The sequence below is a fragment of the Bifidobacterium saguinibicoloris genome, assembly GCF_019331725.1.
Lineage (GTDB): Bacteria > Actinomycetota > Actinomycetes > Actinomycetales > Bifidobacteriaceae > Bifidobacterium > Bifidobacterium saguinibicoloris.
On the sequence record NZ_JAHBBF010000003.1, the window covers coordinates 39692 to 63671 of the forward strand.

Sequence of the window (23980 nt, forward strand, 5' to 3'; positions counted from 1 at the left end):
ACAGGCCTCCGGGCGCCCGTTCCCCTATCAGCGACGGCGGCTGCGGGCGCGCTTGGCTAGCAGAAGCGTCACGCCACCGCAAACGAGTACGAGGGCGACGGCCAAGGCGACACCGATGGCCGCGCCAGTCTTGCTCAGCGTTGTGTTCGTCTTGCGATCCGAGGACGCACCGTTGCCGCTGGACGGAATGACTTCCTGTTCCAGCCCGTCGATGGCCTGTTGGAGGGCGGATTTTGCTGCCTCGACCTGTTCCTTTGTGGCGTTATCCGAGTCAAGGATGGACTTCGCGGCGGCAATAGCCTTATCGAGGTTCGTCTTTGACGCGGCGGTGAAACGCTTGCCGTCATCTGGCTTCAGCGATTCGGCCTTTTCGACCAGTGCTTCGAGCGCGGACTTGTCGACGGTCGGCTTGGTGGGCTTGTCCTCCTCCTTCAGTCCGTCGAGCGCGGACTGCAATACCCGTGCCGCGTCGTCAACGGTCTGCTGGGTGGCCGTGCCGTCGGCGGAGACTTTGAGCGCGTTGGATAGTGCTTCATCCAGTGCGGCCTTCGATTCGGCGGTGAACTGCTTACCGTCTGCGGGCTTACGGTTCTGAGCCTGTTCGATCAGCTTGTTGAGCTGGGTCTTGTCCACTGTCGGCGGCGTGGGTTGGTCTGCGCTTTGGAGCGTGAGATTGACGTACCGGTAGTTGACCGCGCCTCCTTTGGCCACGATGCGAAGCAGATGTTCGCCTGCGGTGAGTGGGATTTTCTTCAGGCCGGTGGTGGCGTAGCTGTCCCAGCCGTATTGGGGCACGTCCAGCGCGGCCAGTTCGGTGATTGTGCCGTCCGCTGCGACCTCTTCGATCACGGTCGATGCGCTCTGGTCGTTGGTGGCGGCGTTGAGGCTGAACTGGTAGGTTCCACCCTGCTTGGCGTTGATGGAGAACTCTTGGTAGGAATTTTCCTCGCCCCATCCGACGTTACGCGTACTGCCGGTTCCTTGCAGACCCCAGGCCTTGTCGTCGGAGCCGCCAATGATCGCATCGGTGGCGAGTCTCACCTGGCCGGAGGTTCCGGTTGCAGTGCCGACGTCCGTGGCATGGACTTTGGTGAGTCGCAGATCCCAGATGCTGGCGTCATCGGCGGTCAGTGCCACGCGCAGCGTCTGCTCGCCTGCGACGAGGCGGATCCGCGTACGTCTTTCTCCGGTGTTCGCCACATCCCAGGTGTTCGGCAAGCTCACCGATACCGGTTCCAATCCGGAGCCGGAGATCCTGATCGCGTTCGGCACGGCTTTGGCGTTCACCCAGAAGCCGTAGGTCAGCGTATAGTCGCCTTCCTCGGCGACGTTCAGCGTGTATTCCGCGTAGTTGCCGTTCTTCTGGTTGTTGCTGAGGCTACCGTTGGAGTCAGAGGTCTTGTCTTCGTTCAGGGAGACGGTGTCACCACCGACGGCGATGGGCGTTATCGCCTTGGACAGGGTGAGCTTCAGGCTGCGGTAGTTGAGACTGGTCCCCTTGGTGAGCACGCGGATGCGGTGTTCGCCCTGGGTCAGCTGCACGGTGGCGGTCTGCGTCTTGTAATTGTCCCAGCCGGTATTCGGCACGTTGAGCTGCGTTAGATCGGTTGCCGTGGAGCCGTCGATTGTTTGGATGTGTGCAACGGCGCCGTCGGATCCGGTGGCCGCGTCGAGGGTGATGACGTACGTGCCGGTCTTGGCGACGTTCACCAGGTAATCCTGATAGGAGTCGACCTCGCCCCATCCGATGTTGCTCGGGTTGGAGCCTTGGATGGCCCATGCCTTGTCGGTGGAACCGTTGATGACATCTGAGGGTGCCAGTGTAGCCGGGGAATCGGCGTTCGTCTTCACCGCGTTTGCTTTGGCGATGCGGATGTTCCATAGGCTCGCGCCTTCGGCGTTGAGCTCGAAGCGCAGCGTCTGTCCGCCCGCCTTGAGGTGCAGGCCCGTTTTGTATTCGCCGGTGCCGTTGTACATGTTCGGCAGCGAGATGCTGGCGAGGTTGTCGGTGGCGAAACCGGTGCCTCCGGAGAGTTTGATGGCGTTCGGTACGGCGCCGTTGTCCCATACTCCGAAGGTGATGGTGTAGTCGCCTTCCTCGGTCACGTTCAGGTAGTAGTCCTGATAGTCGCCTTTCTTCTGCTTGTCGCTCAGCGATTCGACGCCGCGATATGGCTTGGCGTTCTCGCCGCCAAGCGTCACCTCCTGCTCGCCGACCGTAATGCCGGAGGGCATGTCGTTGGTGCCGTTGAAGGTCAGATCGGCGGACAAAGCGCCTTGGCCGTCGCTGTCGTCGTATCCGTTCGCTGCGACCGTCAAGCTGCCGGCGGTGCTGCCGTACAGCGTTTTCCCGGTCCAGTCGAGGGTAAGGGTGATGGTGTGGGCGTCTTTGCGTTCGGCTTTTGTCAGCGTCGCGTATGCGGCGATATCGCCGGTGAGCGAGACCACACCGTCGTCGGCGACGTGGTCGTTGAAGGTGCCTCCCGTGATGGTCACGTCCACGGATTTGGCCTGGTAGCCGATCTCGCCTGCGGAGAGCGATTCGGGATCGTTCACTGCGGTGAACGTGACCGGCACACTGATTGCGGTGCCTGCCTTACCGGAGTACTGGCTGGCATCCACGTTCATCATGGCGGTCATGTCGCTATCGAAGTCGACGTCCGATTCCGTGGTGAAGGTGACGCGCGCCGTGGTATCGTTTACGCGATCGACGGTGTATGCGATGCCGTGGGGCGCGTTGTCGAACGTCCACTTCGCGGGATCAAACGTCTGGACGAATTGGCCGTCGGCCAGTGTAAGGGTGACGCTTTTGCCGGTGAGCGATCCTTCGGTCAGTTGCTCCTGTTCGGCCGTGATGGCGTTGCCGATGACCATCGCCGAGAACGATTGCGCGGCGCGGTCGAGCTTGATGCGCAGGGCGGCGGTGCCCTTGGCGAGCTGGACAGCGGCCTTTGTCCCGTAGGCGTAGTCGCCGAGCTTGGTCTCCGTGCCATTACCGTCCACGGAGTACAGGCTCACGTCGGCCGTGTTGGTGTCGGCTACGGTACGTACATGCCCGGTGACCACGTCCGTGGTTGTGGTGACGTATGCGGATTCGTGAACGGTGGAGCCGTTGTCGCGCGACGGTTCTTCAGACTCATCGTCCATGTAAGGCTCGGCGGGATTGGCGGCGTTGCCGCCTTTCTGGTTCGTGCCGTTCTTCGATGAATCCTCATCAGGCGTTCCGTCACCGGATTCTTGCCGGGTGGAATCGCCGCCTGTCTCGGTCTTGGAGTCCGCGCCGGCATCGCCCGCATCGGGGACGGCTTCTGCATCGTTCCCTGAAACGTTCACGCCGGTGCCGCTGACCATGACGTCATAGGTGTCGGTCTTCTGCACGTTCACTGCGTAATCGAGATGATCGCCATCGGCTATCGCAACGGCCTTGCCGTCGGCGATGCGGACTCCGTCACGATCGGTGTAGTTCGTCGCGTCGAGTCGTCCGGGAATGCTTACGGTGTCCTGTGTCTTGGTGAAGGCGATGCCGGCATAGTTCACGCCGCCTTCAGGGAAGGCCACGCGTAGAATCTGGATGCCCTTGCCGAGTGTCACCGTGGTCTGGGCGGTGGAGATGGCGGCGTTGTCGGACGAGTAGTGCGCCGTGCCGAGTTCGTTGCCGCCAGAGGACAGCATGACTGGCGCGTTGCGTGTAGAACCGCTCGCGGCGGAGAGGGCGTACACCACCTTGTAAGTGCCGGCTCTGCGCACGTTCACCAGGTATTCCACGGTGCTGGTTTTGTCGAGCCCGGTGATGGCGGTGTCGTTTTTGGTGCCGGCGCCGTCGAGGGTGGCGTCGGCCAAGGTCAGGTCGGCGGTCACGTCCTTCACTTTGGTCTGGTCGATGGGCTGCCACCGGTAGGTGGCGACGTTCTTGGCCGGCACGCTGGACACGAACTGTGCACCATTGTTGACGACCTTGAATTTCTGTTCCTTGTCGGTTCGGTTGACGACCACCATGGAGACCTCACCGGTCTTGGGGTTCTTGAACGCCACATTGGTGAGCGTGTCCGGGGAGCCGGCCATACTGTCCACGCGCACGTCTCCCGGGCGGATGTACCGGCCGAACTGGCTGATAAGGTTCACTTCGGGCGTGTTGATCACGTCATCGGGGTTCTTCGCGTTCTGCACGAATGTGGTGGGATCGGGAGTCCCGACCCAATGATGGGTCTTACCTTCGCTGTCGAGCATGGAGACCCAGCTGTTGTAGCTCTGCGAGCCGTTGCGGAACCAGTCGACCATCCAGTTCGCACCGGTGGTGCCCCACCAGGAGCGTTCAGTCAGGTGGATGGACTTGTCCGGGTTGGCCTGGCTCAGTGCTCCCATCGTGCTGGGGTTGCCGCCGTAAGGATGGAAGGCTATGCCGTCCACGTTGGCCCAGTCCTCGGGACTTTGCTTCATCTCGCTCACGTAGGAGTCTGCGCCGTCGAAGTTGTGGTCGAACGCCCAGACCTGAACCTGTTTCTCACTATCATTCAACACAGTGCTGGCGGCGAGCTGTCTTTTGATGGCGGTGGCGAGCTTGGCTTCCTGCATACCGGTCATGTGGCAACTGGGGTAGTCGATTCCCAACAGGGGCTCGTTCTGCAATGTAAGCGCAGAGACTGGGATACCTTCCTTCTGGTATTCCTCAATGTAACGCACCAGGTACTTGGCATAGTCGTCGGTGTAGTCGCTGTTGAAGTCACCACCCTTGAGCAGCAGATCATTGTCCGCATAGGATGCGCTGGAGCTGGTCGGGGTCTTCATCCACCCTGGCGGGCTCCACGGTGAGGCGAAGAAGCTGATGTCGACGCCGAGGTTCTTGGCTTCGGATTGGAGCGCATGCACGAAGTCGATGATGTGTTCGTCACGGTCCTTCTGAATACTGAATCCAGTGATACCATCGCCGTCCCAATTGGGTTCCGCGCCGTTCAATGTGGCATTCGGGGCGTCGTAGTAGGTGTAGAAGTTCTTGTCGGTAAAGTCGGCGGCGCCGATAGTCAGTCGGAACGAGGTCAGCCCCATGCCGTTGACCGGGTCGAGCAGCGTCCTGATGAATTCAGCGCGCCTGGATTCGCTCATTTTCCACCAGTTGCCCACGGTGGAACCATCCACGGAGGTACCGATGCCGGTGATGGTCTGATAGGTTTTCGTGTCGTCCACTGAGATGTCGGTGATGTTCTCATCGGTGGTATCGGTGACGTTGGTCAGGTCGATGGCATCCTTGGCCGATACTGCATTGCTGACTGTCCAGTTGGGTTTGGATGCGTTCTTATCCGTCAGGTTCCAGAACCAGCCTGACTCCTGCGAGTGTTCCGTCGAGGACATCGTGACCTGGACTCCGCTGTTACGGATGACGATGCCAGTATCGGCCGCCAACGCGGCATTCATTGGGACCAGCATGGCCATCGAGACCGCAAGTCCCGTCAATGCGAGGCCGATTCGCCTTCGTTGTTTCATCATTCTCCTTCGAACTTCCTGTTTTCCATTGCGAGTCACGAACACGTCGCCGTTGAAACACTCCAATGTGCGGATGCGTTTCGTCGTCTCACTATGACACGCCTTTCATGCGCATGAAATTAAAACATTCGCATGAATAGTGCCACTTTATCGCAAAGCGACCGGAAAGTCAAAATTCATTCGAATGAAATTTGGGCGGATGTCACGCAAGCGACTGACAATATTTCACAGCAGGCACTGCAGTTGCGCGGTCGTTTGCGTCGCGGAATGCCAGGCACCGACAATACAGGTCACGAGTACAACAACCGTCGTGGCTGCGGATATGAAGACGGCCGGTACTCCACGCTTATCGTAGAGTACCGGCCGAAAACGGTTCCCGTGAGTATTGGTCATCTAGTCGACTCTCGCCAGATCGGCAGCTCCGATAATGCCTGCCTTGCCGCCGGCCTTGGCTTCCAGGATGTTGGCGTGCTGGCGGTACATGCTGGCCTGTAGGCATCGGTTGAATGCGGTGCTGGCGGGGCCGAGCAGCATGCTGCCGACTTCGGCCACGCCTCCGCCGATGACGAAGGTGTCGGGATCCAGCACGGCAGACAGGTTGGCCATGAGCCGGCCGAGCCAGTCGCCTAGGCGTTCGAACGCTTCGGTGGCGGTGGGGTCCCCCTGTTGGGCGGCATCACGCACCATGGGGCCGATGAGTTTGCTGCGGTCGTATTCGCATGCTTCGAGCAGGTGCTGTGATTGGTTAGGTAGGCGCCTGGCGGCCGACCATGCGAACCGTTCCAACGCCGAACCGGAGGCGTATTGCTCCGCGCAACCGAACAGGCCGCATCCGCAGGCTTCGCCGTCGGGGACCATGACCATGTGGCCGATCTCACCGGCCATGCCGAACGCGCCCCTGGCTAGGTGGCCGTCGACGATGATGGCGCCGCCGACACCGGTGCCCACGGTGATCATGATCATGTCCTGGGAGTCACGGCCGGCGCCGAAGCGGTATTCTCCCCATCCGGCGGCGTTGGCGTCGTTCTCGACGACCACCTTGACCCCGTCTCCGATCAAATCTTCGATGGCATCAGCAAGCGGGTACTGGTTCCATGCCGGCAGGTTCGCCGCGAAGCTGACGGTGCGTCGGTCGGATGCCACGTTGCCGGCAGCCGAGATGCCGATGGACCTGATGTCGCCCTCGTTTTTGCACCGTTGGTAGATGTCGGCCACGACGGCGTTGATGTCGGCGGCATCCTCCGGTGTGGGCACGCGCTGCAGGCAGCGGATGTTGCCTTCCTCGTCGCAGATGCCTCCGGCGATCTTTGTGCCGCCGATATCAATGCCGAGCGTTTCCATGTTGTTTGTCTCCTTGTGGTGTTCGTTGGTTGTGAAAACTGTGGTCGGGGCGCGTATGCCGCCCGGACGTCCCGTTCTCGTCTCTCGTGCGTGCCGGTACGGCATCCCGAATGCGAATCATCGCGTCTTTCTGCTGCGGAGGATTGTCGCCAGCAGCATGAGTCCGGAGGCGACGGCGAACAGTGTCGACGCTGCCAGCATGCTCATGCCAGTCACCGAACCGGTGAGGGGCAGGGCGGCCACCGTCGGGGTCCGCTTGTTGCGGAATGTCAGCGAATCGTCCGTGTAGTTCGAGCCGTCGAGCGTGATTGTCGCGTTCAGTTCGCGTCCGTCTGCGGTTTCCGTGACGGTCACGATGACATGGTGGGTGTTGGGATCGTATTCCACGCCCTGCTGCGCATCGTTGACCTCGCAAACCGTGTAGGTATAAACACCTGTCTTGTCGAATGTGAGCGCATCAAAGGTCACCGACCCGTCGGCGGTGTTTTTCGCGGTGCTGACGACCTGGCCGTCCTTGTCCTTGAGCTGGAACGAGAACCGTCCCTCCTGCAGCGCTATGGGATTGCCGTCGGCGTCAACGAATCGTTTCGTCGCCTTGAGGGTGAAGGTCGCCGGCGTTGGCGGGGCCGGGGGCGGCGTCTGCTGGTTCACGATGGCTTCGCCATTGTTGAACACCGGGCTCTTGGCGTTCGCGGTAATCGTGACGCTATAGCTTGCATCGTTCAGCTCATAGCCGTCGGGGGCTTTGGTCTCTTTCAGCGTGTAGGTGCCGTATGCCAGATGTTCCACGGTGAACTCGCCCGGATGCGGGTTGCCGTCCAATCCCCGGTAGCCGGTCTCGCCGGTGTTGTCGTCGATGGTCTGGCTGTAGTTGTTGTCCGCCGTCAATTGCCATTGCGAGCCGGCGAGTGGCTTGCTCTCATTATCGGAGCCTACTTTCGTCCAGGTCAGGGTGCCGTCGCCTTTCGGAGCGGTGGCCTGGTCGCCGTTCCAAGGGTAGTTGTGGCGTTCCAGGCCGAGGCCGGTTTCACTGGCCACCGGCTGATACAGGAAGATATCCCGCCCCGCGTACATGCGTCCGTTGGTCGTCACTTGGGCGGTGATGGTTTCCGGCGTGATGATGCTGCCGATCCAGCCGGCGGCGGCGTCGCCGGTGATGGCTTTTCCTTCAACGGTATTGACGGTGCCGCTGTTGGACAATGTCACACCGTCCTTGAAGTTCCACATCACGCTTGATGCCGCGTGGCGTAGGGCCGCGTGATTGGGAGTCACGGAATCATCGTTCCAGTATTGTTCCGCCACCTGCACATCATTCTTGGGATCGGTGCCGTTGTTCCACCACACGCGCCAGCCGACCGGTATGGTCGCCGCCGTGGCGTCCTTGGCGTTCACCAGCACCGAGGCGCTGTCCGGGATGTTGCGGAAGGTGAAGTCGATGCCGGTGTAGCCGCCGTTTGCGAATGCGGCGAGGATGGACGTCCAATCGATTTCGAACACTTGCTGGCGGGAAGTGCCGTCCCCGGTGAGGGTGACGTTCATCTCCTTGTCGAGCTTCAAAGTGGTCTTGCGACGCTGTGCGCCATTATTGCCGGTCCATGATTCGTCCCCGTCGCGCGGCTCGTCGTAGCCGTAGACCGCGTAGGCGTTATCGACGGGGGCTGGGGAAACGTTCGCGCCATTAACCTTAGTCACCGTGGAGCTGTCCGTGGACTTCCACTGGGCATAATCCTCCGACATCGCGGAAGGATTGAAATTGGTGTAGTCGATGCCGTTCACCGTCAACGGCGCGCCGCTTTTCGTGACCTGCGTGCCGGGTACGACGGGTTGCTGGTCCGAGTCCAGGGAGACGCGCAATGACGGCTGCCTCTGGTACCAAGGCTCCATCGGTTCGAGTATGTCCGGGTTTTCTCCGCCGTATTGGCCATTGCCGATCGACTGCAACGGCGTGGACCATGCCTTGGAGTCTCCGCCGACGGCGATGACGGTGGCATTGCGTTCCGGTGCCACGCCGGAGCCGAGTGCCACTTCTCCCAGGGTGAAGCCCCAGGCGTTGCCGGAATTGGCATACAGGTTCCTGTTCACTACCGTGAGTCCTTCGGCCTCGGCGGCGTACCCCATGGCCGGTTTGCCTGATGAATCCTGTGTTCCTCCGATGATCATGTCGTTGCCCGCGTAGGTGGCCACGTTGGAATCGGTGGATGGGGCTGCATCCGCTGGCTTCGAATCGGCGTGGGCGATGCAAGTCGTGCTTCCAGCCAGCAACGCCAGCGCTATGGCTCCGGCGATGCCGTATGCTGTTGTCTTTGTTCGCATTGTCAGAATTTCCTTATATGCAAAACGCGGGGCGGCGGCACATAGTCCGTCCGTCCCGCGTTCCTTTGGCGGCCCTAATATGCTGACCAGTATTGATGCTCAGTAGTTGCGGATGGCGTTGCGCAGGGGTAGGACGCTGGTGGGCGAGACGGACAGTTCGTCGAGTCCGATTTCGAGGAACGTGTCGGTCAGTTCCAGGTCCGCGCCGAGTTCGCCGCAGATGCCGCACCAGATGCCGTGACGATGCGCGGCCTCGGTGGCCATGCGGATCATGCGCAGCACGGCGGGCGAGTGCGGGTCGGCGAACCGTCCGAGGTTCGGGTTCTGCCGGTCGCAGGCCAGCGTGTACTGGGTCAGGTCATTGGTGCCGATGGAGAAGAAGTCGACCTCGGCGGCCAGTTCGTCGGCCATGATGACCGAGGCAGGCGTCTCGATCATGATGCCGACCTGAATGTGCTCGTTGAAGTCGACGTGCTCGCCGCGCAGCTCGCTCTTGACCTCGGCGAGAATCTTCTTGGCGTCGCGCACTTCTTGGACCGAGGTGATCATGGGCAGCATGATGGCGATGTTGCCGTACACCGAGGCTCGCAGCAGGGCGCGCAGCTGGACCTTGAAGATCTCCGGACGGGTCAGGCAGATGCGGATGGCGCGGTAGCCGAGGGCCGGGTTGTCCTCGTGCTCCAGGTTGAAATAGCCGACCTGCTTGTCCGCGCCGATGTCGAGCGTGCGGATGACGACGAGCCGGTCGCCCATCTTCTGCGCGACTTCCCGGTACGCCTCGAACTGGAACTCCTCGGTCGGGTAGTCCTCGCTCTCCAGATACAGGAACTCGCTGCGGAACAGGCCGATGCCCTCGGCGTCGTTGGCCAATACGGCGGTCACATCCGAGGGGCGGCCGATGTTGGCGTACAGGCGAACCCGCTGGCCGGACTTGGTTTCGGTGGGCTTGCCCTTGAGTTCCTGCAGGAGGCGCAGGTGTTCCTCGTACTTGGCTTTCTTGTCTCGGTATTCGGTCAGCGTGGCTTCGTCCGGGTCGATGAACACCAGGCCGCTGGTACCGTCAATCACGGCGGTGTGGCCGTCGTCGTCCGGGTCGAAGGCGTCGCCGATGCCGATGATGGCGGGCAGACCCATCGTGCGGGCCAGAATCGCGGTGTGCGAGTTCGCTGAGCCCTTGGCGGTCACGAAGCCCAAAACCTTGGCACGGTCGAGCTGCACGGTCTCGCTGGGGGCCAGGTCCTCGGCGATGATGATGTGGCTATCGCCGTCTGTGTCTGCCGCGGTGCCGCCGCGACGTCCTTCGAGCACGTTGATCACGCGGCGGGAAACATCCTTGACGTCGGCAGCGCGCGCCTGCATGTAGGAGTTGTCCATCGCGGCGAACATGGCGGCGAACTGTTCGGCGGTGCTGTTGACCGCGAACTCGGCGTTCACCTTGCTTGATGTGATCAGGTCCTCGATGCTTTCCACGTAGTCCGGGTCCTGGAGCATGAGCTGGTGGGTGTCGAACAGTTCGGCCTTGCCTTCGCCGAATTCGGCGGCGGTCCTGTTGCGCAGCTGCTTGAGCTGGTTGACGGCCGTGTCGCGGGCCGCACGGAAGCGTTCCACTTCGACCTTCGGGTCGTCGACCACGCGGCGTTCCACGGTGTGGTCGACGGTGTCGAGCACGCGGATCGCGCCGATGGCGATGCCGGAGGAGACGCCGGTGCCTTGTATCGTTCTCATCACAGGTTCGCCTTGAGGAACCGCTCGAATTCGGCGGCGGCCTTGACCTCGTCGTTGCCCTGCACCTTGACGGTGACCTCGTCGCCCTGCTTGACGCCGAGTCCCATGACGCCGAAGATGCGCTTGGCGTCCACGGACTTGCCGTTACGGGCGACGATGATGCTCGACTGGTATTCCTGGGCCTTGGCGACCAGCAAGCCTGCGGGGCGGGCGTGCATGCCCTCGGGGTCGGATACGGTAAACGTGAATTCCTGAGACATGATATTGCTCCTTATGCGTTTTATAGTTGTTCGCCGTTGGTGGCGATGACCTTCTGGTACCAGCCGAAGGATTTCTTGCGGCGGCGTTCGAAGGTGCCATGGCCTTCGTCGTCGGCGTCGACGTAGATCAATCCGTAGCGTTTCTTGAATTCGCCGGTGCCGAAGCTGACCACGTCGATGCAGCCCCACACGGTGTAGCCCATGACCTCCACGCCGTCGAGGTCGATGGCCTTGCCGACCTGTTCGATGTGGGCGCGCAGGTAGTCGATGCGGTCGTCGTCGTCGATGGTGCCATCCGGGTTGACGGTGTCGTATGCGCCGTAGCCGTTCTCCACGATGAAGATCGGCTTGCGGTAGCGTTCATACAGGACGCTCAGCGCGTAGCGCAGGCCGACGGGGTCGATCTGCCAGCCCCATTTGGTGGCGGGGATGTACGTGTTGCGCACCACGCCGGCGATGCCGGAGTCGAAGTCGCCGGGGGTGGAGTCGTCGGCGGACAAGGCCATCGACATGTAATAGCTGATGGAGATGAAGTCGACCGTGCCTTCGGCGATGGCCTTCTCGTCTCCCGGCTCCATGTGAGGGGTGATGTCCTCGCGGGCCCACATGTTCCTTGCGTAGTTCGGGTATTCGCCGTTGACGTACACGTCGCCGAACACGAGCCGGTCGCGCATGGCGACTTCGGCGCGCATCACGTCATCGGGGTTGCAGGTGGCCGGGTAGATCGGCACGATGGCCAGCATGCATCCGATCCGGAAGTCGGGGTTGATCTCGTGGCCGCGCTTGACGACCAAGGCGCTGGCGACGAACTCGTTGTGCACGGCCTGCCAGACCTTGCGTTTGCGGTCATGGATTGTGTCCGTCTCGGAGAACCGGATACCGGAGTCGGTGTAGGCGAAAATCGGGTTGTCGAGGTTCATCTGGTTGTTGACCTCGTTGAAGGTCAGCCAGTACTTCACCTTGTTCTTGTACCGTTCCATGACGGTGAGCGCGAACTTGACGAACAGGTCGATGAGCCTGCGATCAGTGAACCCGCCGTATTTAAGGCTCAGGTTCAACGGCATCTCGAAGTGGGAGAGCGTCACTACTGGCTCCATGCCCTTGGCCTTGAGGTCGTCGAACAGGTCGTCGTAGAACTTCAGTCCGGCCTCGTTGGGCTCGTCCTCCTCGCCGTTAGGGAAGATGCGCGACCAGGCGATGGAGGTGCGGAAGCATTTGAAGCCCATCTCCTGGAACAACGAGTCGTCGCCGCGGAAGCGGTGGTAGTAGTCGTTGCCCCAGTGGTTCGGGTAGATCTTGCCGGTCTCGACGCTATCGGTGATTTGTCGGGGCACGCCGTGCGCGCCCGCGGTCATCACGTCGGCGATGGACACGCCCTTGCCGTCTTCGTTCCATGCACCTTCGAGCTGGTGGGCGGCCACTGCGCCGCCCCACAGAAAGTTGCTTGGGAAACCCATGTTGTGTTCCTTTTCCTGATAGTCGTATGGGTCAGTTGATCTTCTTGTACAGCGCGATGAGCTCGTTGACCAGCAGTTTGACGGTCTCCGCGGCCATCATCTGGTCCTCGACGTGCGTCATGAGCAGGCTGACCTCGATCTTCTCGCCGGATGCCTCGCGCTGCACGAGGTTGGTGTGCAGGTCGTGGCCGGTCGCGAAGCTCTGGTCGCCGCTCTTGATGAGCTCATCGGCCTTGTCGTATTTGCCGGCCTTGGCCGCCTGCAATGCTTCGATGTAGTCGGATTTGGCGCTTCCCGCGGCCGTGATCATCTGGAAGCAGAGGGTCTCCCAGTCGAAGTCCTTGTTGTCTTCTGCCATTGTTACCACCCTTGGTTCGTTCGTTTGGTTGTGTTGTCTGTCTGTTTGGTGTCGGTTACTTGGAGGCGATGGCAATGGCGTGGTCGAGCACCTTGTCGCCGCGCACCATGCCGTAGTCCTGCGGGTTGATGGCCTCGACCGGCTTGCCGGGCAGTAGCTTCTTGACGTGGTCGAGCTCGTAGCGTACCTGCGGGCCGAGCAGCACGGCGTCGGCGTTCGCGGCCTTCTCCTCGACCTCGGAGATCGGGTAGGCGTCGATCTCGGCCTCGATGCCCTTGGCCTCGGCGGCGGCGCGCATCTTCTTGACCAGCATGCTGGTGGACATTCCGGCGTTGCAGCACAGTACGATCTTCATGGTGTTTTCCTTTCAGTGGGCCCCATACCGATCGTGGGGCGGTTGGTTGTTATGGGTGTTATTTAAGTGTTGATAAGGAGGGAGCCCGGCAAGGGTGGTTGCTCGTACCGGGCTCCCATGTCATCCGATCATTGCCGATCGGAAGAGTCGGGCCGTTCGGTGCGGCGGCTCAGGCCTTGGCCGCGGCGGCGGCAGTCTCGATGTCGGCGTCGTTGGCGGCCTGTTCGGCGACCCACGCCTGGTCCTGCTTCTTGACGAACGGCAGGTAGACGACCACGGAGATCACGAGGATGATGAGCTGGATGAGCGCGGCCTTCCAGCCGCCCAGCAGGAAGCCGGAGATGATCACCGGGGTGGTCCACGGCACCTGGACGGCGCCGAACGGGGGCAGGAAGCCGATGTACATCGCGCCGTAGGTGATGATCATGGCGATCAGCGGGACGACGATGAACGGGATCAGGAAGAACGGGTTGAACACGATCGGCAGGCCGAAGATAACCGGCTCGTTGATGTTGAACAGGCCGGGCACGACGGACAGCTTCGACATTTCCTTCATCTGGCTGGACTTGGCCACGATCAGGCCGGCGATGAGCAGGCCGAGGGTGATGCCGGTGCCGCCGAACTTGACGAAGCAGTCGACGATCTGCGGGGTGAGGATGTGGCCGCCGTCGGCGGTGGTCACGGCCTTGCCGGCATCCATGAGGGCCTGGTTGGCCACGGAGTTGGCGGTCAGCAGCGGGGCCATGATGCCCATGACGACGTTCGGGCCGTGGATGCCGCACCAGAAGAGGATTGAGATGAGCAGGGTGATGATGATCGCGCCGGCCCAGTTGTCGGTGAGGTTCTGCATCGGGGTCTGCAGGATCTTGAAGATGAGTTCGGTGAAGCTCACGCCGCCGAACAGCTGGCACAGGTGGTAGATGACGGCGGAGCCGAGCACCACGAAGAAGCCGGGGATCATGGCGGAGAACGCGTTGGACACGCCTTCGGGCACGGAGTCGGGCAGTTTGATCTTGAGGTTGTGCTTCATGCACTTGACGAACACCAGGCCGGACAGCAGGCCGACGATGATGGCGGTGATCACGCCGTTGCCGCCGGTCCATGAGGTGGAGATCGCGCCGGACACGGAGGCGGTGGTGCCCTCCTTGATCGCGTCGACGGTGCTGTGGTCGATGCTCACCGAGGACGGCGAGAGGATGAAGAAGGCGACCAAGGCCAGCAGACCGGAGGAGATGCCGTCTTCCTTCTCGTTGCGCGCGTATGCGTAGCCGATGCCGACCGCGATGATGACGGCCAGGATATTGAATGTTCCGGCGGACACCTGGTTCAGGCCGATGTTCCATTTGTCGGTGAGCAGGTTGTTCATGAAGTCCGTGTAGCCCTCGAACGGCAGGTTCGCGAGCAGCAGGAACAGCGATCCCACCAGGGTGGCCGGCATCGTGAGCACGAAGCCGTCCTTCAGAGCGGTGACCGCTTTGGTCGTCGCGAATTTCATGAAGCCGTTGAGCAGTTTGTTGCCGAACTCCTTCATTCTCGTCCTCCTTTGGACTGGTTGATGTCCCCGGCCGGCATCCTTGTTGCCGGCCCGATTTCTCTTGTTCAGTATCAAGTCATTCGAATGAATAGGCATAATCCGAATGACTTGACTACAATATACGAGTTTCATTCGTCTGTGTCAAATTCATTCGAATGATTTTTGGATACGGCGTGTCGCCTCCCCGAGGGAATACCGTGAAGCGGCGCCTCCCACCACCGGCGACGCCGCCTCACGCATATAAGGGACTACTTCAGGTCGGCGAAATTAAAAAACGTGGCCTTCTTATAGTGGTAGTAGACCGTGCCGGCGTTGAACATGCGGCCGCTGGCCAGATAGGCGTCGTCCTCGACCACCAGGGCGGGATCCCCCGCCGACAGGCCAAGAAGGTCGGCCCGACCATGATCCAGCTCTCGCGCGTATATCAGCTTGTCTGCAAATCCCGTACTCAGCCCCAGATCCTCGCGAATGTACGCGTAAATGGAGCCACTGGCGATCTCCTCGCTGAGATACGGCACGAACTCCTTGAGATACAGGGCGTACTCGATGGCGAACGGTTCGTCATCCAACAGACGCAGGCGCGAGACGCTATAGACTTTGGCGTCGACGGCGCACTTGAGGCGCGCGGAATCCGCGCCCGCCTCGCGCTGCTCCAGCTTGATCAGCTTGGAGGACACGGAATGGCCGGGAAACTCCGAAGTCATGCCTCTCGTGCCGTTGATATTGAGGCAGCCCTCACGCCTGTTCTCCCGGACGAACATGCCGCTGCCCTGCACCGGATACACATCACCAAGCTCGACCAACATGGCAATGGCGTTACGCACGCAGTACCGGGTCGCGCCGAACCGCTCCATGAGCTCGGGCTCGGTGGGCAGCTTTCCCGTGTCGCGGTATTTGCCCTTGTCGATCTCCACCTTGAGAATCTTCGCCAGTTCACGGTACTTCATATGACATGCCCTCCGAAATCGCATCATTCAGCCGCGCCACATCGCCGCAGCACATATAATCCATATTATCGCATGACTCATATTCATTCGAATTACAGACACATCCATCACCCACAATTGCATGATTCATTCGAATGAATTATTCTTAGGAACACCAACTACAGTTCAGACGCTGATGTCGACATTCCATAGGAGAGTACGCGCATGAGAAATCCCACGCTAGTGTTCATAGATATCGACGGCACACTGCTGGACAGCAGCCACCGCATTCCCGATTCCGCACGAGAGGAGTGCCGCCGAGCGCAACAGGCCGGGCACCGGCTGTTCATCTGTTCGGGCCGTGCGGCGCTGGACATCGATCCGCCGGTGCTCGCACTTGGGTTCGACGGCATCGTATCCGACGGCGGAGCATGTGCCGAACTCAACGGTGAGACCATCATCGACGAGCGCATGCCCGCTGAATCCGTCCGCGCGGCGACCTCGTTCTTCATCGCGCACTCCATGCCGTATGCCTGGCACTGCCCCGACGGCATGCACGCCACCGAACGCTACCTGCACCGGCTTGGCATCTGGCGCAAACTGCTGCGACATCCGCAGATGCGCGACTCCTGGCACACCATCACCGACCATTCTGCCACTCTACCTCCAGTCCGCAAAGGAACGTTCTACGTCCCCGAGAACGGCAGTCTTACCGTGGAAGACGTGCGTCGCGAGCTCGCTGACTACGCGACCATTATCCACGGATCAATCAACGCTTCCAGCGACGACAACGGCGAGATCCTCATCCCCGGAGTAGACAAGGGCACGGCGCTCATGAAAGTCTCTCAACGGCTCGGAGTTCCACTGTCCGACACGATCGCCATCGGCGACAGTGACAATGACCTTGAGATGATCCAGACCGCCGACATCGGCGTGGCGATGGGCAACGGCACCGAGGCCGTCAAATCAGTCGCCGACATGACCGCGCCAAACGTCGACAACAACGGCCTCGCGGCGGTACTGCACCGGCTACTCCACTAACACGCCACCCCGCTTCAGGAGAGAATGCTCCAGGCGGGGCTGTTCGACATACTCTCCTTCATCGGCGTGGGAACGCGGCCCCGAGCCATGCGCTCCGTCTTCGCTTCCTGCGCCGCGTCCCGTGCCGCTCCCGGGCCGCCACCCAACAGCCGCATGATTCCAACGCAATCGCAACATCGCCTATCGTCGAAAATACAAAACCCGGCCCACGATATTTCGTGAAGCCGGGTGATGAAGTGCCCCCGGCGGGACTCGAACCCGCACGCCTTGGCGATCGATTTTAAGTCGACTGCGTCTACCGATTCCGCCACGGGGGCCTGCCGGTCGCCCGGCCGTCCCATTGTACTATGCGCGGGACTCCGCGCCGGCCCGCGCAGCGAGCAGGCGCCGGCCGTAGTCGAGGACGATGCCGTCGAGCAGACCGTGCTCGCTGGCCACGTACGAGTCGATGACGCCGCCGTGGGTGCATTTCGCCGCTTCGCTCACCTTGGCGAGCACACGGTTCCAGACGAGCGCGCCGCCGCCGACCACGTCGATGCGGCCCGGATGGATGGTCTTGTAGGCGCGGCGCTCCTCGCGGGTCATCCGGAGGAACCGGTCGTCGACGGCGACGGCCTCGGCGATGGACAGCCGGTGGCCGTCGACGACGGTGTGGTCGTATTCGGTCAGGCCGAGGGCGAGGGCGGTCATGGTGGTGACGGTGCCGGACACGCCGATGATGGTGCGCGTCCTGCCGGCGGGCACGGTGCGGAACGCCTCGTCGATGTGCGCGTCGATGTCCGCGACGGCCTCGGCGATCTCCTCCTCGGTGGGCGGGTCGTGCCTGAGGTGGCGTTCGGTCATACGCACGGAGCCGATGTTCATGGAGTATGCGGCCGTCACCTTGGTGGCGGGCGTGTCCACGCCGTCGCCGCCGAGCACGAGTTCGGTGGAGCCGCCGCCGAGGTCCACCACGAGGTAGGGGGCGGGCAGGCTGCCGCGGTCCACCACGCTGGTGGCGCCGAGGAAGCTCAGGTCGGCCTCCTCGGTGCCGGGGATGACTTCGGGCCGGACGCCGAGGATGCGTTCGATGCCGTCCTCGAACTCCTCGCGGTTCTCCGCGTCGCGCGTGGCGGACGTGGCGACGAACCGGATGCCGTCGACGGGATGCTCGGCGAGTATGCCGGCGAATTCGCGCGCGGCCTCGTAGGCGCGGTCGAGCGCCTCCGACGCGAACCGGTGGGTCTTGTCGACGTCCTGGCCGAGCCGGATGACACGCAGCTGGCGCGGCACGATCTCGGTCATGCCGTGTTCGTCGACGCGTGCGATCTTGAGTCGGATCGAGTTGGTGCCGCAGTCCACGCCCGCGACGGTCACCGTGTTGCCCATGATGTTGGCTCCTTGTCTGGTTTCCCTGCCTGCCGGACGGTCTCCGTCCGCGGCCCCTGCACCGTTCCGGCGCGTCCTACGCCACGGTGCACCGGCATACGGCCGGATCGAATTCGTCCTTGACGCGCTCGAGGACCATGTCGCCGATGGGGTTGGCGCCCGGTCCCATCACCAGCGACTGGGCGATGAGCGCGTGCAGGCATTTGACGCGTACGGGCATGCCTCCGGCGGAGGTGCCTTCGATGTGCTCCTCGGAGTCCTTGACGCGGACCGCGATCTCATGGCGGAACGCGAGGTAGAGCTCGTGGGCGCGCCCATACGCGGCCTTGACGTCCTCGTCATGTTCGACGAGTTCGGTGTAGTCGCGCATGGCGCCTTCGGCCTCCACGTGGGACGCGGCCTTGACCGCCTCCGGGCTGGTGAGGTAGCAGGTGGTGGGGAACGGGACGCCGCCGGGCAGGACGGGGCGCGTGACGACGGCGAGGGGCCTGCCGCACACGCAGCGCGCCCCCACGGCGAGGATGCCGCGCGGGTATCGTCCCAGCTGCCGTTCGACGATGGCGATGTCCTCCTCGCTCGCCGGTTGCGCGAGGATGCGTTCCGCCAGTGCTGCGGGGTCGATGGTGGTCACTGCTGTCCTTCCTTGTCGGTGCCGTCGGACTCCGAGGCGCTGCCTGCGGTGCCGTCCTGCTGCGTGGTGCCCTTCTTCGTCGTGGTGCCGCCGGCCCCCGTCTTGACGGGCTGGTCGGCCTTCTTGAAGGCGTACGAAAGCTCACTGTACCAAGGCAGCTGGTTGGACGTGTCGTCGTTCTGCGAGTCCTGCGCGTCCTGCGTCTCGGCGCCGTCGGCGTCGCCGGTGACGGCCTGCGGGTTGAGCACGTGGACGGATTGCTCGCCGGGGAACACGAATCCGAGACGTTCGCGCGCCTGCGCGGCCACGTAGTTCTTGTCGTCCCAGCGGGAGATGTCGTTCTCGAGGTCCTGCTTCTTGGCGACGAGCGCCGCCTCCTCGCGTTTGAGGCTGTTGAGGTGGGCGAGGTCGGTGGCGTAGGTGTTGAACGTGGAGACGAGTTGGATAAGCCCGACGGCCACGATGAACAGGGAGATGAAGAACGCGATGGGTCCGGAGGTGCCGGAGCGCCTGCGCCTCTTCGTGCTCGACGATCGGTCTTCCGTCCGCGTACCCCGGTTCCGTGTGCTCATGGGACAACAAAATACCCGCCGCGTTCGACGGAACGCGGCGGGTATCGGAATCGTCAGGCCGGCCGGCCGGCGCAGGGTCCGGACGGTCTATGGCCTAGCGGACTCACTTGCCGATGTACTTCTTGCAGGCCTTGAAGGCGCTGTAGCCGGCGTACTTCGCGGTGGAGCCGAGCTCCTCCTCGATCTCGAGCAGGCGGTTGTACTTGGCGACGCGCTCGCCACGGGCCGGGGCACCGGTCTTGATCTGGCGGGTGTTCTTGGCGACGGCCAGGTCGGAGATGGTGGTGTCCGGGGTCTCGCCGGAGCGGTGGGAGACCATGGAGGTGTAGCCGTTGGCGGTGGCCAGCTCGATGGCGTCGAGGGTCTCGGTGACGGTGCCGATCTGGTTGAGCTTGACCAGCAGGGAGTTGGCGGCGCCGAGCTCGATGGCCTTGGCCAGGCGGGCCGGGTTGGTCACGAGCAGATCGTCGCCGACGAACTGCAGGCGGTCGCCCAGCAGCTTGGTGATGGCGGTCCAGTCTTCCCAGCCCTCCTCGTTGAACGGATCCTCGATGGAGACGATCGGGTACTCCTCGATGAGCTGCTCGTAGAAGTCGAGCATGTACTGGGAGTCACGCTCGTCGCCCTCGAAGTGGTACTTGCCGGTCTCCTTGTTGTAGAACTCGGAGGAGGCGACGTCGAGGGAGATGCCGATCTGCTTGCCCGGCTCGTAGCCGGCGGCGGAGATGGCGTCCATGATGTAGTTCAGGGAGTCCTTGTTGGACTTCATCTTCGGAGCGAAGCCGCCCTCGTCGCCGAGGCCGGTGTTCAGGCCTTCCTTCTTCAGGACGTTCTTGAGGGTGTGGTAGACCTCGACGCCGGCCTGCAGGGCCTCGGAGTAGGTGTCGAAGCCGTACGGGGAGATCATGTACTCCTGGATGTCGGTGGCGAAGTCCGCGTGGGCGCCGCCGTTCATGATGTTCATGTTCGGAACCGGCAGGATGTGGCCGTTGGTGCCGCCGATGTAGCGGTACAGCGGCTCGTCGGCGGACTCGGCGGCGGCGTACAGGGCGGCCAGGGAGACGCCCAGGATGGCGTTGGCGCCGAGGCGGCCCTTGTTCGGGGTGCCGTCGAGCTCGATCATCAGGTCGTCGAGGGCGCGCTGGTCGGAAGCGTCCATGCCGATGACCTTCGGGGCGATCTCCTCGTTGACGGCCTTGACCGCGTTGAGGACGCCCTTGCCGCCGTAGACGGACTTGTCGCCGTCACGACGCTCCCAGGCCTCGGCCTCGCCGGTGGAGGCGCCGGACGGGACCAGGCCCAGACCACGGGCGCCGTCTTCGGTGTCCAGAACGACCTGGACGGTCGGGTTGCCGCGGGAATCGAGAATCTGACGCGCGTACACGCTTTCAATTACTGCCACAACTACTCCTTCAAACGTTGGGTTGTGATGACGTTGTCAAGGATAGTGTGATTGATGGACTACACGCAAGACCGTCCGCACGCGTGTTGTGAGCGCTCACAATCGTTGTATGTGAACGGAAGGCGACCTGTCGGACACCCAGCGTACACCCGCCGTCCACCCTTCGGTCCGCGGCTGCCGCGGACGGACCGTGTCCCGCGGGACGAGGGCGTTCCGGCGCGCGTCCGGGCGGACGGCGCGACGTTGTCCAACATGTGAGTTCCAATGGTGGACGACACGGGGTGCCCGGGCCGAACGCCTCAAACATGCTGGACCGCCGCGCGGAAGTGACGCGAAAGCGGGTCGGCTGGGCTGAGATCATACTCGTCGAACCTGATGTAGTTAGCACTAACGAAGGAAATGTCAGATGCACGATTCGTCCGTGTGTCCGTCAGACCATCGGTCGCCGACCATCCATCAGCACACCATCCGGGGCGAAGCCATACCCGCTTCCATCCCGGGGACGGCGTCCGCCGAGGCGGGGTTCGCGAGCCAGCGGACCCGGCGCCCGGGCGGAGCGGCGCACGTGCTGAGGGGTTGCGGCGTCTGGGCCTCGACGGCCGCCCTCTGCATATGGTGGTATTGCGCCACCCTCTCCCCCGCGGACACGCGGCCGTTGCCGTCGCCGGCGGAGGTCGCCGCCGCGTGGAACGACCTCGCGGCCGAGGGGCTGCTGTGGCCGTCGATCGGCATGAGCCTGGTGCGCGTGCTCCTCGGACTGGCGCTGGGCATCGCGCTGGCCGTACCGGCCGCGGTGCTCACCGGCGCGACGAGGCTCGGCTTCGCCGTCATCGACAAGCCGGTGCACATGCTGCGCGCCATCCCGTTCCCCGCGCTCTCGCCGCTGCTGATCATCTGGCTCGGCATCGACGAAACGATGAAGGTGGCGCTCATCGCCGTGGGCGTGTTCGGCCTCATCTACGTGAACCTGCGCGACGGCATCCGCGGCCTCGACCCGAAGCTGCTCGAACTGGCCCGCGCCTATCATCTGCCGCGCGCGCTCGTCTTCCGCCGCATCCTGTTCCGCGGCGCCCTGCCGAGCTTCATGACGGGCCTCAGATTCGCGATCACCGTGGCGTGGATCGCACTCGTCACCTGCGAGACGGTGAACTCCACCGTCGGCATCGGCTACATCCTCTCGCGCGCCCAGCAGTTCTCCCGCACCGACCAGATGGTGCTGTGCATCGTGCTGTACGCGCTGCTCGGCCTCGGCTCCGAGGCGCTCGTCGGCGCGCTGGAGAAGGCGCTGACGCCATGGAGGCGCCGCGCGGCCTGACGCACGTCCGGCACGTCCGGCGGAACCGCCTCCGCACAACCGCAAACAAGAAGAAGAAAAGGAAGGACCATCATGACCATCATCGACAACCACCCCACCGCACGCCGCGCAGGCGTGCGCGCCGCCGTCCGCCGCGCCCTGACCGCCGTGTGCGCCGCCGCGGCCGTCGTCTCGCTCGCCGCCTGCGGCGCCTCGTCGCAGGGCTCCGGCAAGGCCGACACGGACACGATCCGCATCGCGTACCTGTCGACCGCGAACTACCTGACGACCATCAAGGACGAAAGCTTCGTCAAGTCCACGATGGAGCCGTACAAGGCCGAGTTCTCCGGCCCGTTCAACCCACCGGACGACGCCTACAAGGTGATCCTCGCCGGCAAGGCCGACACGTCGAGCACCGGCACCGGCTACTTCATCAACCTCGTCGACCAGAAAGCACCGTGGGTGGCGTACGCGATCGAGTACTACGACGGCGACTCGCAGGGCCTCGTCGCCGCCCCCGGCTCCGGCGTGACCAGCCTCAAGGACCTGTACGGCAAGCGCGTCGGCATCGACAAGAAGGGCGCCACCGGCGACTACATCCTCAAGGCCGCGTTCGAGCACGCCGGGCTCGACTATGCGAAGGTCGAGGAGGTCGAGCTGAGCCAGACCGACTTCGCCGCCGCGTTCTCCTCCGGCAAGATCGACGCGCTGGCCACGTACGACCAGAACCTCGCCTCCGCAATCGCCACCCCGGGCGCGAAACTCATCACCACCGGCAAGGACTACGACTCGAAGAACGTGACCCTGCACATGGTCTCCCGCAAGTTCGCCACCGCGCACCCGGAGATCGTCAAGAAGCTCTACCAAGCGCTCGTCAAGGAGTCCGACAAGGCGCAGAAGGACCCGGAGTTCATCTACGACGCGTACAAGAAGTTCGGCGCGTCCGATTCGATCGTCAAGCAGGTGCGCAAATTCGACGTGCCGGAGATTCTGCCCGTCGACGCCAAGGGACGGAAGATGCTCGACGACATCGCGCAGCAGTACGTCGATTTCGGCTTCATCAAGACGAAGCCGAACCTCGACGACTACGTGCTCGACTGCACGAAGTGAGCGCGCCGATGACGGACGACACGAAGCCGGCTCCCACGACAGCTCCCACGACGACGCCCACCGGCACGACGCCCACGGACCATACGCCGCTCATCGACGCGTCGCACGCCGCGCTCGCCTTCGACGGCCGGCCGGTCCTCACGGACGTCTCGTTCACGCTGCGCGCCGGCGAATTCGTCTCGCTGATCGGCCGGTCCGGCTGCGGCAAGTCGACGCTGCTGCGCATCGTCGCCGGTCTGCTGGAGCCGACCGGCGGCGACGTGCGCGCCACCGGCTCGCAGGCGATCGGCTTCCAGGACTCGCGGCTCGTGCCGTGGATCAGGCTCTGGGACAACGTGACGCTGGGCCTGCCCGGATCGAAGGCCGAACGGCGCGAGATCGCACGAAAGGCGCTCGAGCAGGTGCAGCTCGCCGACCACATGGACTCGTGGCCGTCCTCCCTGTCCGGCGGCCAGGCGCAGCGCGCCTCGCTCGCGCGCGCCCTGGTGCGCACCCCGGAGCTGCTGCTGCTCGACGAGCCGTTCGGCGCCCTCGACTCGCTCACCCGCTACGACATGCAGGACCTGCTCGCCTCGCTCGAGGCGGAGCACGGCTGGGGCGTGCTCATGGTCACGCACGACATCGCCGAGGCGGTGCGCCTGTCCGACCGGGTGCTCGTGATGTCCGGAGGCGTCATCGCGCAGGACATCACGATCGACCGCTCGGAGACGGACGCCGAGGGCCGTCCCGCCGGGCATGTCGCCCTCGAGGACCGTCTGCGCGCCGCACTGCGGTAGCCGATGGACCGGTAAACCGGTAGACCTGCACGCCGCCAA

At 63.1% G+C, this 23980-nt stretch carries 18 protein-coding genes and 1 tRNA gene; 4 read left to right on the plus strand and 15 right to left on the minus strand.

The window, feature by feature from the left end; translation table 11 throughout:
- Positions 1–27: 27 nt before the first annotated feature.
- From KIH78_RS03000 to KIH78_RS03045, 10 genes are all read right to left on the minus strand, one after another.
- Positions 28–5346 carry a carbohydrate-binding protein gene (locus KIH78_RS03000; protein WP_219131164.1) on the minus strand — a complete coding sequence of 1773 codons (5319 nt, stop codon included), beginning with the start codon at positions 5344–5346 and terminating at the stop codon, positions 28–30.
- A gap of 525 nt (positions 5347–5871) precedes the next feature.
- Positions 5872–6819, minus strand: coding sequence for an ROK family glucokinase (locus KIH78_RS03005; RefSeq protein ID WP_219131166.1), 948 nt, complete (start codon positions 6817–6819; stop codon positions 5872–5874).
- 117 nt (positions 6820–6936) lie between these two features.
- Complete coding sequence (locus tag KIH78_RS03010; RefSeq protein WP_219131167.1) at positions 6937–9132, minus strand: SpaA isopeptide-forming pilin-related protein; 2196 nt, start codon at positions 9130–9132, stop codon at positions 6937–6939.
- A 99-nt stretch (positions 9133–9231) separates the two neighbouring features.
- The gene (ptsP, locus tag KIH78_RS03015; protein WP_219131168.1) at positions 9232–10857 is read right to left on the minus strand and encodes a phosphoenolpyruvate--protein phosphotransferase; all 1626 of its coding nucleotides are present in this window, start codon (positions 10855–10857) and stop codon (positions 9232–9234) included.
- Positions 10857–11117, minus strand: a complete 261-nt coding sequence (locus KIH78_RS03020; RefSeq protein ID WP_214311248.1) for an HPr family phosphocarrier protein — start codon at positions 11115–11117, stop codon at positions 10857–10859. The genes ptsP and KIH78_RS03020 overlap by 1 nt, the downstream gene beginning before the upstream one ends.
- Before the next feature lie 20 nt (positions 11118–11137).
- The gene (locus KIH78_RS03025) at positions 11138–12574 is read right to left on the minus strand and encodes a 6-phospho-beta-glucosidase (protein ID WP_219131169.1); all 1437 of its coding nucleotides are present in this window, start codon (positions 12572–12574) and stop codon (positions 11138–11140) included.
- A gap of 31 nt (positions 12575–12605) precedes the next feature.
- The gene (locus tag KIH78_RS03030) at positions 12606–12932 is read right to left on the minus strand and encodes a PTS sugar transporter subunit IIA (RefSeq protein ID WP_033889656.1); all 327 of its coding nucleotides are present in this window, start codon (positions 12930–12932) and stop codon (positions 12606–12608) included.
- A gap of 55 nt (positions 12933–12987) precedes the next feature.
- On the minus strand, positions 12988–13287 hold the full coding sequence (locus KIH78_RS03035; RefSeq protein WP_033889655.1) for a PTS sugar transporter subunit IIB: 300 nt from the start codon (positions 13285–13287) through the stop codon (positions 12988–12990).
- A 169-nt stretch (positions 13288–13456) separates the two neighbouring features.
- Complete coding sequence (locus KIH78_RS03040) at positions 13457–14818, minus strand: PTS sugar transporter subunit IIC (RefSeq protein ID WP_163197497.1); 1362 nt, start codon at positions 14816–14818, stop codon at positions 13457–13459.
- Positions 14819–15069: 251 nt separating this feature from the next.
- Positions 15070–15768: a GntR family transcriptional regulator gene (locus tag KIH78_RS03045; protein WP_214311252.1), complete on the minus strand. Its 699-nt coding sequence runs from the start codon at positions 15766–15768 to the stop codon at positions 15070–15072.
- A gap of 204 nt (positions 15769–15972) precedes the next feature.
- Between KIH78_RS03045 and KIH78_RS03050 the strand changes: the two genes are divergently transcribed.
- Positions 15973–16788: an HAD family hydrolase gene (locus KIH78_RS03050; protein ID WP_219131170.1), complete on the plus strand. Its 816-nt coding sequence runs from the start codon at positions 15973–15975 to the stop codon at positions 16786–16788.
- A gap of 237 nt (positions 16789–17025) precedes the next feature.
- Here KIH78_RS03050 and KIH78_RS03055 read toward each other — a convergent pair.
- The 5 genes from KIH78_RS03055 to eno all read right to left on the minus strand — a co-directional run bounded on the left by KIH78_RS03055 (position 17026) and on the right by eno (position 20761).
- A tRNA-Leu gene (locus KIH78_RS03055) sits at positions 17026–17105 on the minus strand.
- A 28-nt stretch (positions 17106–17133) separates the two neighbouring features.
- On the minus strand, positions 17134–18156 hold the full coding sequence (locus KIH78_RS03060) for a Ppx/GppA phosphatase family protein (protein WP_219131171.1): 1023 nt from the start codon (positions 18154–18156) through the stop codon (positions 17134–17136).
- 76 nt (positions 18157–18232) lie between these two features.
- On the minus strand, positions 18233–18787 hold the full coding sequence (locus tag KIH78_RS03065) for a DUF501 domain-containing protein (protein ID WP_219131172.1): 555 nt from the start codon (positions 18785–18787) through the stop codon (positions 18233–18235).
- Positions 18784–19359: an FtsB family cell division protein gene (locus KIH78_RS03070; protein WP_219131173.1), complete on the minus strand. Its 576-nt coding sequence runs from the start codon at positions 19357–19359 to the stop codon at positions 18784–18786. Before KIH78_RS03070 ends, KIH78_RS03065 begins: the two co-directional genes overlap by 4 nt.
- Before the next feature lie 103 nt (positions 19360–19462).
- A complete protein-coding gene (eno, locus tag KIH78_RS03075) occupies positions 19463–20761 on the minus strand; it encodes a phosphopyruvate hydratase (protein ID WP_214311266.1) in 1299 nt (432 codons plus the stop codon).
- A 565-nt stretch (positions 20762–21326) separates the two neighbouring features.
- On the opposite strand from eno, the gene KIH78_RS03080 reads away from it, so the two are divergent.
- The 3 genes from KIH78_RS03080 (at position 21327) to KIH78_RS03090 (ending at position 23941) form a co-directional block, all read left to right on the plus strand.
- The gene (locus KIH78_RS03080) at positions 21327–22076 is read left to right on the plus strand and encodes an ABC transporter permease (RefSeq protein WP_338024108.1); all 750 of its coding nucleotides are present in this window, start codon (positions 21327–21329) and stop codon (positions 22074–22076) included.
- 72 nt (positions 22077–22148) lie between these two features.
- Positions 22149–23165 (plus strand): ABC transporter substrate-binding protein, encoded by a 1017-nt coding sequence (locus tag KIH78_RS03085; protein ID WP_219131175.1) that lies wholly within the window; start codon positions 22149–22151, stop codon positions 23163–23165.
- Between the two features lie 8 nt (positions 23166–23173).
- Positions 23174–23941 (plus strand): ABC transporter ATP-binding protein, encoded by a 768-nt coding sequence (locus KIH78_RS03090; protein WP_219131176.1) that lies wholly within the window; start codon positions 23174–23176, stop codon positions 23939–23941.
- Positions 23942–23980: the final 39 nt, after the last annotated feature.